At 40.3% G+C, this 18551-nt stretch carries 16 protein-coding genes; 12 read left to right on the top strand and 4 right to left on the bottom strand.

The window, feature by feature from the left end; translation table 11 throughout:
- Positions 1 to 183: 183 nt before the first annotated feature.
- Entirely contained in the window at positions 184 to 1593 is a 1410-nt protein-coding gene (locus HXT19_RS06015; protein ID WP_032840656.1) for a sensor histidine kinase, read from the bottom strand.
- 6 nt (positions 1594 to 1599) lie between these two features.
- Positions 1600 to 2301: a response regulator transcription factor gene (locus HXT19_RS06010; protein ID WP_004573677.1), complete on the bottom strand. Its 702-nt coding sequence runs from the start codon at positions 2299 to 2301 to the stop codon at positions 1600 to 1602.
- Positions 2302 to 2440: 139 nt separating this feature from the next.
- On the opposite strand from HXT19_RS06010, the gene HXT19_RS06005 reads away from it, so the two are divergent.
- From HXT19_RS06005 to HXT19_RS05955, 11 genes are all read left to right on the top strand, one after another.
- Positions 2441 to 3205 carry an ABC transporter ATP-binding protein gene (locus tag HXT19_RS06005; protein ID WP_004116219.1) on the top strand — a complete coding sequence of 255 codons (765 nt, stop codon included), beginning with the start codon at positions 2441 to 2443 and terminating at the stop codon, positions 3203 to 3205.
- Entirely contained in the window at positions 3202 to 3927 is a 726-nt protein-coding gene (locus HXT19_RS06000; protein ID WP_285064375.1) for an ABC transporter permease, read from the top strand. Before HXT19_RS06005 ends, HXT19_RS06000 begins: the two co-directional genes overlap by 4 nt.
- A 13-nt stretch (positions 3928 to 3940) precedes the next feature.
- A complete protein-coding gene (locus HXT19_RS05995; RefSeq protein ID WP_004114222.1) occupies positions 3941 to 4705 on the top strand; it encodes an ABC transporter permease in 765 nt (254 codons plus the stop codon).
- Between the two features lie 274 nt (positions 4706 to 4979).
- Positions 4980 to 5207: a hypothetical protein gene (locus HXT19_RS05990; protein WP_004573678.1), complete on the top strand. Its 228-nt coding sequence runs from the start codon at positions 4980 to 4982 to the stop codon at positions 5205 to 5207.
- Positions 5208 to 5453: 246 nt separating this feature from the next.
- Positions 5454 to 7190, top strand: coding sequence for an FTR1 family iron permease (locus tag HXT19_RS05985; protein WP_032834181.1), 1737 nt, complete (start codon positions 5454 to 5456; stop codon positions 7188 to 7190).
- A gap of 72 nt (positions 7191 to 7262) precedes the next feature.
- Positions 7263 to 7895, top strand: a complete 633-nt coding sequence (locus HXT19_RS05980) for an iron transporter (RefSeq protein ID WP_422119671.1) — start codon at positions 7263 to 7265, stop codon at positions 7893 to 7895.
- Positions 7896 to 8009: 114 nt separating this feature from the next.
- Complete coding sequence (locus HXT19_RS05975; RefSeq protein WP_422119670.1) at positions 8010 to 9281, top strand: Fe-S-containing protein; 1272 nt, start codon at positions 8010 to 8012, stop codon at positions 9279 to 9281.
- A gap of 12 nt (positions 9282 to 9293) precedes the next feature.
- Entirely contained in the window at positions 9294 to 10664 is a 1371-nt protein-coding gene (locus tag HXT19_RS05970; RefSeq protein ID WP_014554322.1) for an ABC transporter permease, read from the top strand.
- Complete coding sequence (locus HXT19_RS05965) at positions 10654 to 11943, top strand: ABC transporter permease (RefSeq protein ID WP_004114238.1); 1290 nt, start codon at positions 10654 to 10656, stop codon at positions 11941 to 11943. The genes HXT19_RS05970 and HXT19_RS05965 overlap by 11 nt, the downstream gene beginning before the upstream one ends.
- Positions 11944 to 12008: 65 nt before the next feature.
- Positions 12009 to 12854 (top strand): ABC transporter ATP-binding protein, encoded by an 846-nt coding sequence (locus tag HXT19_RS05960; RefSeq protein WP_004114240.1) that lies wholly within the window; start codon positions 12009 to 12011, stop codon positions 12852 to 12854.
- A gap of 55 nt (positions 12855 to 12909) precedes the next feature.
- Positions 12910 to 13533 carry an FMN-binding protein gene (locus HXT19_RS05955; protein WP_004114241.1) on the top strand — a complete coding sequence of 208 codons (624 nt, stop codon included), beginning with the start codon at positions 12910 to 12912 and terminating at the stop codon, positions 13531 to 13533.
- 155 nt (positions 13534 to 13688) lie between these two features.
- Here HXT19_RS05955 and HXT19_RS05950 read toward each other — a convergent pair whose 3' ends face one another.
- Positions 13689 to 16658 (bottom strand): InlB B-repeat-containing protein, encoded by a 2970-nt coding sequence (locus HXT19_RS05950; protein WP_410313167.1) that lies wholly within the window; start codon positions 16656 to 16658, stop codon positions 13689 to 13691.
- A 646-nt stretch (positions 16659 to 17304) separates the two neighbouring features.
- On the opposite strand from HXT19_RS05950, the gene HXT19_RS05945 reads away from it, so the two are divergent.
- Entirely contained in the window at positions 17305 to 18075 is a 771-nt protein-coding gene (locus tag HXT19_RS05945) for a DUF3800 domain-containing protein (RefSeq protein ID WP_004114245.1), read from the top strand.
- Positions 18076 to 18203: 128 nt separating this feature from the next.
- Here HXT19_RS05945 and HXT19_RS05940 read toward each other — a convergent pair whose 3' ends face one another.
- Complete coding sequence (locus tag HXT19_RS05940) at positions 18204 to 18440, bottom strand: hypothetical protein (protein ID WP_004114248.1); 237 nt, start codon at positions 18438 to 18440, stop codon at positions 18204 to 18206.
- Between the last annotated feature and the right edge of the window lie 111 nt (positions 18441 to 18551).

Genomic DNA, 18551 nt, shown 5'->3' with positions numbered 1-18551 from the left:
AAAATTGTAAAATAAATTTTACTGTAAAGTAAAAAATTGCAGAGAAGGAGATTGTGTGTAATGTCTTATAAAACAGTTGATTCTTTAATGCGACATCTTAGAGATAGCGGCTTAATTATTTCTGGTAGTGTACAAAAAAGACAACTAATAAGTACTGGATATTTGGGTTATAGGCCAAAAGACCTATAACCCAAATTTTTTACTTGGCACTGTTAACTCAACCTTAAGCCCACCATGTTTGCTTCTGCTTATATCAACCGTTCCGTTATGAGAGCTAATAATCTGTTGAACAATTAGCAGACCCAAACCATGCCGTTGCTCTACAGTACTTGTATCGCAAATCATATAGTGCGGTGCATGATTAAGCTTTTCGATTTTTTCATCTGAAGCACCTATACCATTATCCTCAACGCAAATAATACAATTGTTATTATTTGCAGCAACGGATACATAAATCGTACACCCATTTTCATTATGAGATATGCTGTTCTGAATAAGATTAGATATTGCTCGTTTTAATAAATCTTTGTCTACATTAATATTGCAAACAGTCAATTTAGCATCTGTTTCCCACTTAATCGAAAACTCATCTTGCACACCCATATTCATAAAATCCACAACAACTTGCCTAACAACAGCAACAATATTTTCTTCTTTTTTCATAATGGGTTGCATATTATATTCAAGTTTTGAAGCCAAATTAAGGTCATTAATCAAATTCTTCATTCTTGCACTTTGCTTAATAATCATCGTCGCTTTTTTACGATCTTCTTGCGAAATATGGAGAGAATTTTCTAACTGTCCCGCATATCCCATAACCATAGATAACGGAGTACGAATATCATGCGAAACTCCAGCTATCCAATTCGCTCTTGCAGTCTCCTTTTTTCTCAATTGTTCTTTTTGTATTTGCAAAATATCGGAAGCAGAATTTATGTTAGATGAAATTTCTGAAAGTGCTCCTGTTTCTGGAATATGCACGCTTTCTCCACTAGATAAACGTTGTATCCCTTTTGTAATTGGATTAATTGATTTTAGTAGTTTTATATTAGCTATTAAATAAATTCCAAGAATAAGCAAAATGTTGATGAAGAATACGCTTAAAACAATCTGTGGAAAATTTGAGATTAAACTGTAGTTCCAACTTGGTTGCGTATGTTTCCAAAAGCTTTTGTGCGGAAATCCGACTACGACAACTCCATTCTTATTATCACCAGTGTAAGTTGGATAACCATCAATGTAGCCAACGCTCAAATTAGCTACATCAGACAAAGTATAATCGTTTGGAATAGTTGCAGGAACGTCTTTTGTTTTCCATACGACTCTTAACGTATTATTATCAATCAAAATTGCCCATGCGCCAGAATTTGTCAATTTGGAAGACATATTTTTTGATAATACATAATCCCCACTTGCGGATAATTGTAATGCTTCTCCCGTCTCTTTTGCTATGTTATAGGGAGACATCTCTTTATCGGGTGCGTAACTCCCTATAAGTACAACAAACGCAATAATATTCATTAATACTATGAGCACAGTGCTTAGTAGAAAAATACTTATAAAGCGTTGTATTAGTTTTGGTATGCTTTTCATTCTGCTTTACTCCACAATCAGCTTGTATCCTAAACCTTTTACTGTTACCAATGAAACAGGCTGCGATGGATTGAGTTCTATTTTTTCTCTGATACGACGTATATGCGCCATTAAAGAATTTTCATATCCAAAAGGATTATCACCCCATGCAGCTTCACATAACGCGTCAATTGTTACGATACGTCCCGCATTTCTATATAAAGCAGAAAGCAAATCGTGTTCTTTGGCTGTAAGTGGAATATGTTCGTTATTTTTTATTACTTCTGCAGAAGAAAAATCAATCTGACTATTTTTCAGTTTAACAATGGGATTTTCGCTCTTGTAGCTTCGTCTTAAAATTGCCATAATGCGAAACGTTAGCTCTTTTGGAAGAAACGGCTTTACAATATAATCATCTGCTCCTAAGTCAAATCCCTTAAACTTATCTTCATCCTCACCGCAAGCAGTAAGAAACAAAACAGGACAATCACTATATTGTTTTATCTTCTCCATTAACTCAAATCCATTACCGTCAGGGAGCATAACATCAAGTATTGCTAATTCTGGACGTAATGTTTGTGTTGCTTCTACAGCATCTTTCATGCTTTTTGCAGTAGTTATATTATGAAAACCGTATTCGTTTAATATGGATACAACCATATCTAAAAGTTCCTGCTCGTCATCAACAAGCAGAATATGCTTGTTCAACAAATAATCATCCTGATTCATGGAGCGCCCCCTAACATATATTATGCCATGTGAATATTCATTTTTTGACCTCGCATAAAAATGTAAGGTAGATGTAAGGTGAAGAGAATGTTGTAGAAAGGTTGACGCAATATCATAAATCCTGAAAGGAGATATTGCCATGAACAATATTGTTACAACAGAACATTTAACAAAAAAATATAAATCATTTACTGCTGTTAATGATGTTTCACTTCATATTCGAAAAGGTAGCATTTATGGCTTTCTTGGGCCAAATGGAGCTGGAAAATCTACAACAATGAAAATGCTCCTAGGACTTACAGCTCCAACAAAAGGCGTATTTACAATCGACGGAAAGCGGTTTCCTGCTGACCGCATACCTATTTTGAAAGAAATAGGCTCGTTTATTGAATCCCCATCTTTCTATGCAAATCTAACAGGTAGAGAAAATCTTGACATTATACGTCGTATTTTAGAACTACCTAAGAGTGCAGTTGATGACGCATTAGAATTAGTAGGTCTTTCTGAGTTTGGAGACCGTCTTGCAAAAAAATATTCACTTGGCATGAAACAAAGGCTTGGTCTTGCTGGAGCATTGCTTGGTAGACCACCTATTTTGATTTTAGATGAGCCAACAAATGGACTCGATCCATCTGGTATACACGAAATCCGAAATCTAATTAAGTCGCTTCCAGATTTTTACGATTGCACGATTCTTATTTCTTCTCATATGCTATCCGAAATTGAGCTTATTGCAGATGATATTGGAATACTTAATCACGGACACTTACTATTTGAAGGTAGTTTAGATGAACTACGACAATACGCATTACGATCTGGTTTTGCTGCCGACAATTTGGAAGATATGTTCCTATCCATGATTGATAAAGACAATACACTCAGGAAGCAGAGTGCAAGACTATGAAAACGCTTGTAATCGAACTCAAAAAATGCAAGAGAACTGGCTTTATAGCTCTTATGATTGCTATTGGCGTTATGGGAGCAGCTTACGCTTTTGTGAATTTCATTGTACGAAAAAGTACATTATTAAATCTGCCTTTAGCTCCTATGGATATTCTTCTTACACAGCTTTACGGCATGATTATGGTGTTAAACATGTTCGGCATAATAGTCGCCGCATGCATTATCTACAACATGGAATTTAAGGGAAATGCAGTAAAAAAGATGCATATGCTTCCTATGAGTGTTCCAACTATGTACCTATGCAAATTTATGCTGCTGACCGTTCTGTTACTAATCGCTATTTGCATACAAAATTTAGCACTTGCAAAAATCGGTGTAACAGATTTGCCACAAGGCACGTTTAATGTAAGTACTCTTATATCTTTTGCTGGATATTCATTTATTACATCAATGCCCGTATTGTCCTTTATGATTTTTGTATCATCACGATTTGAAAACATGTGGGTGACGCTTGGAATTGGTGTAGCAGGATTTTTAAGCGGCATGGCATTGGCTTCGTCAGACATCGTGCTTTTTATGGCATCACCTTTTATCGTTATGCTAAAACCAGCAGTTGCCATGAGCGCGCAACCTAATACTACGGTCGTAATCGTATCAATAGTTGAAACACTTCTGTTTTTATGTTCTGGATTGTGGGCAGCTAAGAAGCTGCACTACGAATAAGGAGATTATGAAAATGAGATTTTTTGAACTTCTTAGAATCGAATTTAAGAAAGTAAAGCGTAGTAAAATTATTCCTTTGATTTTTATTGCACCACTAATTGTGGTTGGATCTGGTGTAGCAAGCCTTCATAGATACTTCACTCCAGAATATACACACGCATGGGCTGCTATGTTTATTCAAAGCGCATTAGTCTATTCATACTATTTGCTTCCTCTTAGTATGATTGTTATTTGCGTGATGATTGCCGGACGAGAAACGAGCAATAACGGAATACTAAAAATGCTGGCACTGCCTGTTAGTCGATACGCGATTTCTGCTGCAAAATTTTGCGTACTATTATTTTATTTGCTTATGGAAATGGTCGTATTTTTTGCTGTATTCGTCATAGCAGGATTGTTTGCAACCAGTAGCACAGGAGTTACAGAAACGCTCCCAATTATGTATCTACTAAAATGGTGTTTAGATCTGTTTTTGACTATGATTCCAAGCGTAATAGTCATGTGGGCGATTACTGTTCTTTTTGAAAAGTCAATGTTATCCGTTGGATTAAATATACTTCTTGTAATTCCTGGCGTATTAATAGCAAATACTCCACTTTGGGTAGTTTATCCTTATTGTTACAGCGGATATATGGTTTCCCGCTCTCTACATGCAGTTACATCAACAGGATTAGGAAACGGATTTAATCTTATACCATTTTTGCCATGTGCAATTGCAATATCTGTGTTTGTATTTTTGATTGCAATAACACAATTTGGCAAAAAAGAGATGAGATAACAAGGGGTACTAAATAACAATGCAGTGAAATAACAAATGCAGATGTGACTTGCAAAATCGCGTATAAGTTTTTAGCTATATACAAAACGCGTAAAACGTTCAAAACGTTCAAAACGCAGTATGGAAACAAATAGAACAAAAACAAAAAGCTTTCGGTTTTGAATGCCCCTAGTAGCAAACAAAACCGAAAGCAACACACTCAACACTCAAACCCCCACACGCACAACAAACGCCAACACAAATCAGAGATAAAAATATTCTTTCTTCTATTAGGGTGGAGATTGACGCTAGCCCGCAGTTGCGTAGTAAAAAGAAGCTTATTGAAGGGTTTATTGCGCAGCTTAACGAAAAAGAGCTTCGAGAGCTTGCGGATTATAGCAATGGCGCTGCGGCGATTGCGCGCGCTGAGAAGAAAAGTCGCATTGTAGAAAGTATGAGAAACATGTTTAATGAGTTTGTTGGGCTTATTGGCTTTTCTCAATACGATTCGCAAAAAGATTGATAATTATCATTATCAATATCATTTTTGTAATATTTGCGTGTTTTTTGCGTCTAACTATATCAATCTACTTGATATATCGATATTATGTTCATGGGGTTACTTGCGAAGCGACTTTAAACAGAATAAAAACGGAAATACAAACCGTGCAAAAGCCGCCAAAAAATTTGAACGATTAAAACTAAACGAAAATAGAAAAAATTGTGTGCGCTCGATGGGGATTAGAGCCAAAGGAGATATGGAGACATTATGCACGCGTGTGCAAAAGCGCGCCAAAAAGTTGCGAGCGCATCGGCATTTTTGTTGTCAATATGCATTTTAATAAGTTGTGCAATGGGAGTAGTTGGATTAGTAGGATTAGTTGGAGAGCCAACAATAGCCTACGCAACTGACGCTGACAAAACCTATAACAGTTGGTCAGAAGTTTCTTCAGCAGTTACAAGCCAAATAGAACAAGGTAAAAACGAATACAATAGTGCAAATATGGCAGGAGCTGCAACCAGATTCCAAGCTGCATACAATTCGGTATACGTAGCATCAAACTTCATAACCGTTGTTAGAGACACAATTGGTCAAGATAAGGTGCAGTCGCAAAGTGACCAGTTCCAGCAACTGCAAACTTTGGTATATCAACAAAATCAAAGCGCACAGATTAGTGAAGTGGCATCTACTCTGGAAAGAGATATTGCGCAAACCGCTTCTCAACTCGATGCAAACACGCAGCTAGATAAGCCGAATGTTTACGCAGCCAAGTTGCGCACGCAAATCGCAAAAGAGCGTAAAAAGCTCGATGCAGCAAAAAAGAAAAATCTTGGGCGAAATGGCAGAACTTGGAGCCAAGTTGCGCGCGAAATGAACGTTATACTCGATAAATCTGCATCAACGTACAAAGCAGCAAAAGGAAACAAGCAAGAAGTTGCCAAAGCTGTTGATTTAGTAAACGAAGCCTACTACCAATATTACGAAAAGCTCGGTTTTGAGAAGAACGTGATGAACGCAATAAGCGGAAGCCGGGTAAGCACTGTTGAATACCAGTTCAAAGAGTGCAGGCAGGCTATGAACAATGGCAAAACATTTGAGCAAACAAAAAAGTTCGTGACAGATCTTAAGTCAATGCTTATTGAAGATGCAGCAAAACTAGACGGCGGAGCGGCATCTAACGCCAACCCGTTTATGCAATTTATAACAAGCTCCTTTGGGCAGGCTTTTATAATCTTGTTGCGCGAAGGGTTGGAAGCGCTGCTGGTTGTGGCTGCAATAATCGCGTATCTTATTAAATCTGGGCACAAGAGCATGGTTAAGTACATTTACATGGGGCTTGTTGCAGGAATCATAGCTTCGCTTATTGTTGCTGCGCTTTTTGGATTGTTGTTTAACGGTTCTGGTCCGCAGCAAGAGATTACGGAAGGCGTTGTAGCCCTGTTTGCAATGCTTATGCTGCTGTACACAAGCAATTGGATGATTTCAAGATCTTCTGTGCAAGCTTGGAACGAGTATATTCGCAACCAAACGACAGCAGCAGTTTCTAAAGGAAGCCTGATTTCTCTAGCGCTGCTAAGCTTCTTAGCAGTGTTTCGCGAAGGTGCAGAAACTGTAATCTTCTATCAAGCGATTTTTGCTGTATCAAGTGGAGCAGACTCCATGATCTGGGGCGGGTTTGTAGCTGCAGCCGCTGTTTTGGTTGTAATCTTCCTGCTAATTCGCTTCGCATCCGTTCGCATACCAATTCGCCCATTCTTTACAGGAACCAGCGCTCTAATGTGTATCCTAGTGGTGATTTTTGCTGGCGGAGGCGTGCACGCGCTTATAGAGGGTGATGCGCTCGCTGGGGTTTATATTCAAGGCTTGCCAACTAACGATTGGCTTGGATTCTATCCGTACGTTGAAACGATTTCGGCGCAAGTCGTAGCTGCAATCGTGGTTATTGCACTGCTATGCGTGTCTATTTTGCGCACACACAAGTCGCAAGCAACCGTTCGCGGATAAGTCAAAACTAAAAATCAAAACTAAAAATCAAGCAATAATAAACAGATAATTAACTAACAGAAAAGGTTAGATATGAAGAACAAAAAGATGATGGCAATTGCAGCCTTAGCGCTGGCAGGAATGCTAACACTCACTGGTTGCGGTGCAAACGGAAACGCGGCAAAATCTGCTGCAAAGCCACAAGCATCTGAGCAGAGGGCCGACGATAAGGGCGGAGACAAAGGCTTTGAAGAGGTTCCAGTTGGACCTAACCAAGACCAGAACATTGGCCCACTTACGATTGGCGCCGTGTACTTCCAGCCAGTTGACATGGTCCCAGCAGGCATGGGCTTAAAGGCAAGCGAGGCAAGCTTCCATCTTGAGGCAGATATTCACGCAAACAAGGAAGGTACAAAGCTTGGCTACGGCAAGGGCGAGTTTATTCCAGATTTGACTGTGAATTATCAAATTATTGATAAGGCGAGCGGCGACGCTGTTGTAAAGGGAACGTTTATGCAAATGAACGCTTCCGACGGTCCTCACTACGGCGCAAATGTTAAGCTCGATAAGGCTGGAAACTACAAGTTAGTGCTTTCTGTTGAATCGCCAGAAAAGAAGGGTTGGATGCTTCACGTAGATCCTGCTACGGGTGTGACTGGCCGATTCTGGACTGAGCCAATTACCGCTACATTCGACGATTGGAAGTACACTCCACGTCAGTGGTAGTTTTGCAGTGGTGTTTTTTCCAGTGGTAGTTTTTACAAATAAAAACAACAAATAAATAATGCATAATGCATAAATAAATAACAAATAATCACATAAACAGCAAAGGAGGGAGACATGCTCAGGCTGTTCGTTACAGTACTTCCAGGGCTGCTCCCTCTTGCGCTGCTTACAATGGGATTAAGCGCCACGCTAAGCGTTGGCGAGGGGCGAGATAAGCCAATCAGCTCTCGCTGGCGACTTTTTGGCTTGATTTTTGGAACAGTTGCGGCGCTTGTTTTTGCATTTTTGCGCGCAAGCGTGGTGATTAATCAGCGCAATTTTGTGAATCTTCCAGCGCTCTGCATTGCTGTTCCGCTAGACGTTGCCACAATCGCTTGTGTTGGCGCATCTGGCAAAACGGTTGCAAAATGGCGCAAAAATCCGCTGCCCTTGCACATAAGCAATGCAATTGGCGCGCTATGCCTAGCGTTTACAGTGTTTTACGCGCTCCCAGACGTGATTTTGCAGCTTACGATTTTCGTTGACTCCAGCACGCCTCCGTTTACTTCCGATATGCTTCTTCGCGCGCTAGGATTTATTCTTGGCGCGGCTGCTGTGATTTGCATAAGTCTTATGGTGCGATCTTTGCGCACAACCGCGAGTATTGGCGCCTTTAAAATCGCAATTATTCTAAGCTTAATAATTTTGCTAATTCAGCATTTAACATCCCTGCTGCAAATTATGCAAGGAAGTATTTTGCTGTATATAGACGATTTTTCGTTTAGCATTCTTGTTTGGCTTATAAACAACGCTCCGCTTATGATTATTGCGCAAATTTGCGTGTTTTTGATTCCTGCATTCGCCTCTCTTGTAATTGGTTTTAAGACGCCTGTAGTTGGAGAAAATTCTGCACAAATCCGCGCAAAGCGAGCGTTTAAGCGCAAGTCTAGAAGGTCTGCGCTTGCGGCGCTAATGGCTGCAATCGTAGTAATACTTACGCTTACTGCTGGTGTGTCTCTTATGAATATTAAGCCAACGCTTACGCCGCCAGAACCGTACGAGTTGCATGATGGCGTAGCAACAATCAACTTTGTGCAAATTAGCGATGGCCACTTGCATAGATTCCAATACAAAGCTAAAGATGGCACTGTTATGCGCTTTATAATCATCAAGAAAAATGGTGGAGCGTATGGAGTGGGCTTGGATGCTTGCGAAAATTGCGGAGACGCAGGCTACTACGAAAAAGACGGCAAGATAATATGCCGAAAATGCGATGTTGCAATAAATTTGGCGACTATTGGTTTTAAGGGCGGATGCAACCCGATTCCATTCCCATACAAGGCTGGTGGCGGAAAAATTACCATTCACACAGCCGATTTAGACGTGCTTAGCTCGCACTTTAAGTAGGAGCGCTTGCAAATGTTTATGATTCGAATGGTTGCGCGATCTCTTGCAAGGCAGATTAAAAAGCGAGTTCTTATAGCGATTGTTGTGTGCTTGAGTGCGTGTGTAAGCGTTGCAATGCTTAGTGTTGTTTACGATGTTGGAGACAAAATTAACGCGGAGCTTAGCTCTTACGGATCCAATATTATTGTTCAGCCTAAGTCGAATGCTGTTGTGAACGACTTGTATGCGTCTCGCACAAAGTCGAACTATAGTAATTCGCAAACTTCTCGAACTTCTCAAACTTTGGCGGATGCTGAAAGTCAAGAATCTACCGCTTTTTTGAAGGAATCGGATGCTGCAAAAATCAAAATGATTTTTTGGGCGTTTAACATAACGAATTTTGCGCCAAAACTAACGATTTATGCAAATCTTAAAGCAAATTCTTCTGCCGAATCTGCTAATTCTGCTAATTCAGTAGTCCCAATTGTTGGCACGTGGTTTAATCGCAAGCTTGCGCTCGCTTCTGGAGAAACAACAGTTGTTGGTGTACAAGGAATGCGGTCTTGGTGGAAGATGCTTGAAGGCAGATTCCCGCGCGATTTTAAGCACGAGGCTGCTGTTGGCACAAATCTTGCTAAAAGTCATAATCTAAAAGTTGGTCAGCGAATAAAACTAACTCGTTCTGGCAGACAAATCTCACTTAAAATTGTTGGCATCTACGATTCTGGAGATAGCGACAATAACGCGATTTACGCGGATTCCAGCCAGGCACAGCGTATTGCAAACAAGCCAAATATGGTTGAGGCGATTGAAGTTAAAGCATTGACTACGCCAGAAAACGATTTAGCGCGTAAAGCGGCGAAGAATCCAGCGGCGCTTAGCCAAGAAGAGTGGGAGACGTGGTATTGCACAGCTTACCCAAGCTCGATTACTTACCAAATTGAAGAAGTGATTCCAGACGCTGTTGCAAAGCAAGTGCGGCAAGTTTCGGCTATGCAAGGCAGCGTGCTTAACAAGACGCGCGCTGTGATGGTGCTTATGACGGCGCTTAGCTTGGTTGCGGCGGCTGTTGCGGTTGCGAATCTTATGGCGGCTGCGATTTCGGAGCGCTCGGGGGAGCTTGCGCTGCTCAAGGCGCTGGGTGCGCGCGATGGTGCTGTTGCGCGGCTAATGCTTATGGAAACAGCGGTTATTGCATGCGCTGGTGCGCTTATTGGCATGATTGCAGGCTTTGGCGTTGCGCAAGTGATTGGATTTAGCGTGTTTGGTTCTGCGATTTCGCTTCGACCAATGGTGTTTGTGCTGGTGTTTGTGCTTCTTGCGATTACTGTTCTTGCTGCTGCTGGCTCTTCTATTCGCTCTATTTTGCATGTGCGTCCTGCGGAGGTGCTTCATGGGCGTTAAATCTGGTTCGGGTATGACTTCTAATGGCGCAATGTTTGCGACTATGCTTTTTGGCGCGGTTTTTCGCCGAAAGTCGCGTGCGCTTATGGCAGTAGTTGCCACTCTTGTTGGTGCCGCTACGCTATTTTGCTTGGCTGCAATCTGCATTGTTGTTCCTCAACAAATGAGTGACGAAATGCGCGCATACGGAGCGAATATTATTGTGACGCCGCTTGCAGGCGAGTGGAAAAATGGCATTGATCGCGCAATGGTTTTGCACACTAACGACATGGTTCTTGCAAAAGGTGCTATGCGATTTGCTACCTACCGTTACGAAAATGTGCGCATTAATGCGGCTCCGTACGTGCTTGCTGGAGTGGATGTCTCCGCTGTTAAGTCGCTTAATAAGCATTGGAACGTGGACGGCGCTTGGCCTAGCAGTGGCAACGTTATGGTTGGGCGAGATGTTGCTTCGGCTATGGGATTGAAGATTGGTTCGCGCATTGCAATCGCGTATCGCGCTGGCGATAATTCCTCGGATTCGGATAGCCTTGCGCAAAAATCGCAAGGTAATCAAGCAGGCAATCAAACAGATAATCAAACAGATAAATCTTCTCAAAATAAGCTTGTTGAAGGCAGAGTTTCCACAGATATTATGGATACTCACGGCACAACTTTCCGCGTTTGCGGCATTTTAGATACGGGAGATGCCGAAGATTCCATGCTTTACGCAACTAACGCGGATTTGCGTGCGCTTACAGGCGTTAAGCGCGGTGCGGACGTGATTGCTTACTCGTCTTCTGCGCCGAACGTAGATGCTGTTGTGCGCAGCATTAACGATATGACTTCTATGCGTGTTCGTGCGCAACAAGTTACTAAAGTTACGGCGGCAGATACTGGCATTATTGCTATGCTTCGCAGCCTATTTTGGATTGTTTCGCTGGTTGTTCTTGCGTTGATGATGGTTGGCGTAAGCACTACGATTTCTTCGATTGTGCAGCAGCGCCGAAATGAGATTGGCTTGCGCAAAGCTTTGGGTGCGAGCGCTAAAAGCATTGGCATTGAGTTCACTGCAGAATCTGGGCTTTATGGTTTTATTGGCGGAATCGCTGGTACAGCAGTGGGGTATGGATTTGCGCGATTGCTTGCGTCAATGGTGTTTGCGCGAGATTTGAGCGTAAATTGGTGGCTGGTTGTGTTTTCTATTGTGTTTAGCGTTGCAGCGTCTTGCGTTGCTGCGTTGCCGCCTGTTTTGCGCGCTTCAAAAATAGACCCTGCGATTGTGCTTCGAGAAGAATAGCTTTTATAGTGATTTTTAGAGTGATTTTAGAGTGTTTAGTTAAGGATTTTAGTTAAGGATTTAATATGACAGAGAATAAAGAAACTAAGCTGGAGAGCACAAAAGCTGAGCCAGAAATGCTGTTGACTTTGGACCATGTTTCCAAGATTTACGGCTCTCTTCGCGCTGTTGACGATTTGTCGCTTACTGTGCCGCAAGGCGAGTGGCTTTCGATTGTTGGCTCGAGCGGCTCTGGCAAAACTACGCTAATGAACATTATTGGGTGCATGGATTCGCCGTCTAAAGGCTCCGTTGCTTTGCAAGGCCGCAAACTCGAGGATTTGAACGCGGGCCAGCTTGCAGACGTTCGCAAAAACGTAATCGGTCTTGTGTTTCAAAAGTTTTATCTTGTGCCACATTTAACAGCTGTAGAAAATGTGATGGTTGCGCAATATTATCATTCAGTTGTAGATGAATCGCAAGCAATGGAAGCCTTGGAACGCGTGGGATTAAAGGACAGAGCACATCATTTACCAAGCCAGCTTTCTGGCGGTGAGCAGCAGCGCGTTTGCGTTGCGCGTGCTCTTATTAACTGCCCGAAGTTGCTTCTTGCGGATGAGCCGACTGGTAATTTGGACGAAAAGAATGAGCAGATTGTACTCGACTTGTTTAAGCAGCTTCATTCCCAGGGAACTACGATTATTGTTGTAACGCACGATTCTTTGGTTGCTCAATGCGCGGATCGTGAAATTATGCTCAACCACGGTGTGCTTGTTGGTGAACGTTGGAATAATGAGGTTGCGCGCAAAGCGTACGAGGCGATTGGTGGCAAGCCTGCGTTTACGAGTGCACATGTTGATGAAAGCGTTGCGGAAGCTTTGCAAAATCATGAGCCTACTAAGTCACCTAAATTAGCGAATTTAGATGATTAGTTTTTAAATGATTAGTTGCGCATAGTTTTAATTTAAGATTTAAAGGCGATGATTTATGATTTTAGACAATATGTTTCACAATGTTTCACGCTGCACTAATTTGCGTGATGATTTGAAGTCTAAAAAAATTGCAAAAACGGTTGCTGCGATTGCGGTTTTGGCTAGCTCAAGTGCATTTCTTGCATCTTGCGGCGAGCCGAGTGCCGTTCCAATGAATGATGAGTTTGCAGGAAACTCTGGTCAAAGCGAAAACGATAGTGGCAATGCTTCGAAATCTTACGATTCTGGTGCTCAACAATCGCACGCTTCCGCGCAAAGTGAGGATTCGCAAAATCAGCAAAATCAGCAAAATTCGCCTAAAACAGACACTGGCAATTACAAAGATGGCGATTACAAAATCAAAGCTAAGTATGGGCCAGTTGCAGAAGATAGCATTGACGTGAATTTAAGCGTTGCAAATGGAAATATTAGCAGTGTGCAAATAACGTCTCATCCGTTTACGCCAATCTCCAAAAAACACATGAGCGCTTTCAGTGAGGCTATTCCAGGAAAAATCGTTGGAAAACCGTTAAAAGATTTGCATATTTCGGTTGTTGCTGGAGCAAGTTGGACTAGTGATGCCTTCAACAAAGCGCTTGACGTTGCTCGCCAAGAGGCTTCAATTCAATCCGCAAAATAATCTTGAACTACCTTACTTTATTAATATAATCGTGACTATAATAATCGTGATTATATTGTTGAATATTTGCGTGTAATTAATAGGGGTTAGTAGTGCAGTTGTTTACAATACTAACCCCTATTTTGTTTGTTTTTTTTTTCTTATGAAATTATTGTTTATTTATTTTTATGTGCTTTAATTTTTGCTATGAATTCAGCAAGTCCAAACGTTAAAATTGTAGAAAAAGCGGTTAGTGATATTGCGCTTCCTGTTTTTGGAAGTTGGTTATTATCATTTTTGCGTTTTTCTACGATTTTATTATTTGGATTTTCTTTTGGTAGTGGCGTAATGTTTGGTGTTTTTTCTGGAGTCGGCTTATATTTTGGCCATGGTGTTTTTTCTGGTGTTTGTTTTGGTGTTGGTTCAGGAACAGGCGTAGGTTCAGGAACAGGCGTAGGTTCAGGAACAGGCGTAGGTTCAGGAACAGGCGTAGGTTCAGGAACAGGCGTAGGCGGTGTAGGTGGCGTTGGAGGTGTCGGAGGAGTTTGTGGATCATATTCTACGGTGAGAGAAATATCATTAGCGCCTGCTGCTGCGTCAGAGTTCTTACCATCGTTTGTTTGTGAGCCGTTCCAAGTAAAGTCAAATAATTTCGTTGTTCCATTAAATGTTGCAGCTGCGTGGAATGAGCCAGATACTGTTCCAACGATTGTAGCTTTTCCGGAGAAATCTTGATTTATCTTTATTCCCGGAATAGTGATTTTCATTGCGTCGCCAAGATTTGTTTGTACTGCTGTCTGCAATGCTGCATACGTTGTAATGCCAGATTTCAAATTAATAGTAACTGTTACAGTCTTGTCTTTAACTTGCACATCCTGGATAGCAAAAGTATCTGAGAACCCATCGAGCTTAAGTGTATTTTTTGTGATATTTTCAGGCAGCGTTAAACCGTCTGGGATAGTAAATGTAGCCATGAACGAAGATGTCATATCTTCGAGAGTAATTTTGTCATAATCTTTCGCATTTACTGTGTTAAATTTCTTTTCTATCGTCTTCATTTGGTCTTTTACTACTGAAGCTGTGATTGTGCCAGTGAAATCAATAGTTTGTCCTGGAGTAACTTTATACGCTGTAGTTGCTGTGTTCTCGCCAGTTAATAAATCTGCAGGAAGATTAATATCCTCCTGTTGTATCTGTTTAACATTTGGATTAATCTCCCACTTAAGGTAGAAGGTAAGATCGTCGTTCACTCGTAAATTGTTATCAATACTAGCTTTTTCAGTTCCATTCTTGTCTTTGAACCAATAGTAGTAACTTCCAATCGTAATTCCGAATATACTGTACGATTCATCTTTATTCTTAAGCGTGTAGTATTTGCGCGTGGCTAGATTTGTATAAGTTGTGTCTGAATCAGAATCTGCTTTGCCACTAATGCCAGGTGTGTCTATATTGACATTATCATCCAAACTTTTAATAAGATTGATTAGCGTCCTGTTTTCGCTAAATGTTGCTGTTTTCTTAACAACAGCAACATCTCCACCGCGCTTATCTTTTTTAATCTCAAATACTTTTGTATTTGTCTTAAATATACTGTTATTGGAGAAAGTTCCGCCATTTGCAGAGAATTTTACTGTAAATTCTTTTTCTTCCCAATTTGCATATAAGTCAATTAAGTTTTCACTTTGCGATATAGAAATATTGCTACCTGCTTTTACAGTCTTGCCTTTGCCGTTTTTATCGGTAGTCCAACCTTTGAAGACCATTCCCTTTCGGGCAAATTTTGCATTATTTTTAACAACTTCGTAGAATGAAAGAACTTTGCTAGTGCGTTTTGGACTAGTTTCACTAACAATGTATGTTGCATCATCTTGAGCGCAATTATGGTAGCGAACAGCATAAGATGAGGAATCTTTTTCCCACTTTGCGTACACTGTTGTGTCGCTTTTAATTATCATTTTTTCAGTAAATTTTTGCTCGCTATGCTGAGCGTTTTTGCAGAACCACCCGAGGAACTTATATCCAGGAGCAATTGGATTTGCTGGTACTTCAGTACTTCCTCCTGCCACTGTTTTTGCAAAGTTTAATGCGTAACCGCGTATAGCAAGGGATTCTTTTGCTTTAGTTGAAGAGTCAGAGAATATAGCTCCTTTAGCTTTTTTAGAATCCTCAGCTTTTGTATCATTGAGCTCGAATGTCACTTTTGCTGCTGGAACCCATACGTGCTTTTCGTTATCTTTAGAAGCTTTATTAACTGAGTATATGTAGGTATTTCCTTTTTTGTTAATTGGTTTTATCTCATTCACAGAACTATCAGCAAGAGTAAAGAGACTTAGCTTTTCGTTACCGTTTTCTTCACCGTTTACAGGAACAGTGCTTCCCTTGTTGCTGTGATATCCAGGAGCATATGTAACCATGTGTGAGCCTCCAGTCACAACATAGTTATTTCCTGTTCCAGCTCCACCGTCTGCATTTTTATTTGCTGGGCTATCTATTAAGCAGTCTCCCTTAAGTTCAATAGATCCACTGTTTTGAGCTCCAAAAAGCGCTCCACTATTTTTTCCATCACCTTTGATTGTAGAATTGGTGAGAATTACTTTTCCGCTATTTACATTTAAGCCGCCAGCGCCACCATTATTAAATTCAAGAGTAGAGTTGGTAACGGCTAATTTTCCATTTGATATTCCAACGGAAATGCCTGCAGTAGATCCTGCATTAGCAACAATTCGTGAATTATTGGTAACAGTTGAGTCGCCTTGAATTGTTAAACCAGTTGAGTGTCTCCAACCAATTTTATTAATCACAAACTCCGAATTGTCCATGTTTAATTTGTTTACATAGTATGACATTCCGAAGCCTGCTACAGTAAGTGAAGAATTTTTCAAAGTTAAATCATATGCGTCAAACCATGTGCGAATTTGTGATTTAACGTTAATAGTAGCATTTTCGAAAGTAATACCATCAGCATAAAAACCTGTATTACATTTGTCATCAGCAGTAATTTTTAATTTATCTTTGCTTGTGCCTTTTACTGTTCCCGCAAGGTAAATTCCGTGACTGTCTTCTACTGCGTTATCTTTGAAAGTGTATGTGCCATCTGTAATAAGAGAGCCTTTTTCCGCTGTAAGAGCTACCTTAAATGCAGTCATTTTCAATTCGCCGTCACCGCGAAGTGTGGAACCAGATTTCAGCGTGATTCCATCGTTGGTATTATTTGAGCCTGTTATTGTGGCGCCGGATTTATCGATAGAAAGTGTAATGTCTTGTGGAATTTCTACAGGTGTATTAAGTGAAAAATTGCCTTTAATGGTAATATTTGCAGGTTTTTGTGCAGTTTTTTCAAGAGCTTTTTGAATAGTTTTTAATGGCTTACTTTCAGATCCATCGTTTGTGTCTGATCCGTTTGTGCCATCTACAACAAGTTGTGTTTTTGGAGCTGGGTTAGTTACGGTTACTTCTGTTGATGGGGGGGGGGGTAATAGCTAATGCACTTATTGGATATACAGAAAGTAGCGACATTGCTGCAATGATAGTTGAAGCAGTAAGTATGCGCATGCCTTTATATTTATTATTTCTTCTCATTGTTAGCTCCATATTGTCCGCTGAAGTTGGGCGCTAGTTAATGCATCGTATTAATACAGTTTCTACACTATACCTGTAGAAGGTAAAAGTATACTCGTATTTGTATTAAATACAATAGTTTATAAATATTTGCATAATCTAATTAATAGTGCAATAGTAGCTGTGCTGTGTTTATAACTGTAGAATGTTGAATATTTCATATAAAATATTCTCATGCAAATTCTTTTTTTGGACGAGAGTGGAACCGCTCCTAAACGTGATGCTGTAGAGCAAAATCCTTATTTTGTTTTGGGCGGATTAGTCATTCCAGAATCGCAATGGAAATCATTACAAAGTAATCTGCATGGATTAAAAAAGAAATATGGGATTGAGGGGGAAGTTAAGTGGCGTTATTTCATTAATCATCCATTAAGCAACGAGACCACGCCTCTTTCTAATTTGAGTGTTAATGAATTGAATGAATTGCGTGAGAATCTGTTTAAGCTGATTTCGGAAAATGAAGATTTTAAAATTATTGCTGCTGTAGTGAACACTAAGGAGTATTACGATAAATATAAAGATGGCAATGCTGAAAATATGTATCACACTGCGTTTGAAAAAATATGTGAACGTTTTCAGTATTATCTTCAAGATTTAAGTAAAAATGCTGGTACAAAAGTTTATGGAATGATAGTTATTGATGCTCGTAATAGTAAACAAAATAAGCAACTTGATGATTTCCATTTTGATCTACTCAATAATCATGACTCACATCGAGCTGATTATAACAATCTAATTGAAGGATTATTTATAGCAGCTTCTCATCACAGTGTAGGTGTGCAGTTTGCAGATTTAGTTGCAGGAGCAGTTTATAGAAAATGTTCTAAAAGAGATTCAACTTTTTATAATATGATAAGAAATAACGTTCGTAGAAATAGTCAAGGTAAAGCGGAAGGATTTGGAGTAGTGGCTGTACCTAGTGGCAGCCGTATTATTGAAAATTGAAATAATAAAAATAGACGCCGTGTTGAAGATTAACCTCAAACCTACAATATGGCGCAGTCACGGCGTAGTAAAATTATATCATAAATTGTTTATTGTTTGCAATATTGCGTTTTAGCGCCATAATCACCTTACTCCTTGACTTCAAAAATAGTTCCTTCGTTGCGAATCGTTGTTGCTATCATGGCTCCGGTTGCTGCCATAAATGGAATAATAGCATCTCTGTATTCGTGCATGAATTGTGCAAAATCATGATTCCAAGAAATAATCGCAACGTACAAAAGAAGGAATTCGATTGCTGTAAATATTGCCCACTTAAGAATCCAAATAAGCGTTTTTTTAATAAGTTTTATAGAGTCCTTGCTCATGAGTTGTTTCCCTTCCAATTTGCTGTTTTGTTCGTGAGCATTGTAGCTAATTTGTGTACGCTGCCTATCGTTCGTATGTATTTTGTATTTCTAGTATAAATGCCGCAAGTC

Origin of the sequence: Gardnerella sp. DNF00038, assembly GCF_049262855.1 — a bacterium.
Taxonomy (GTDB): Bacteria; Actinomycetota; Actinomycetes; order Actinomycetales; family Bifidobacteriaceae; genus Bifidobacterium; species Bifidobacterium vaginale.
Note: the sequence above shows the minus strand (reverse complement) of the source record. Positions and strands in the feature narration are given on the sequence as shown.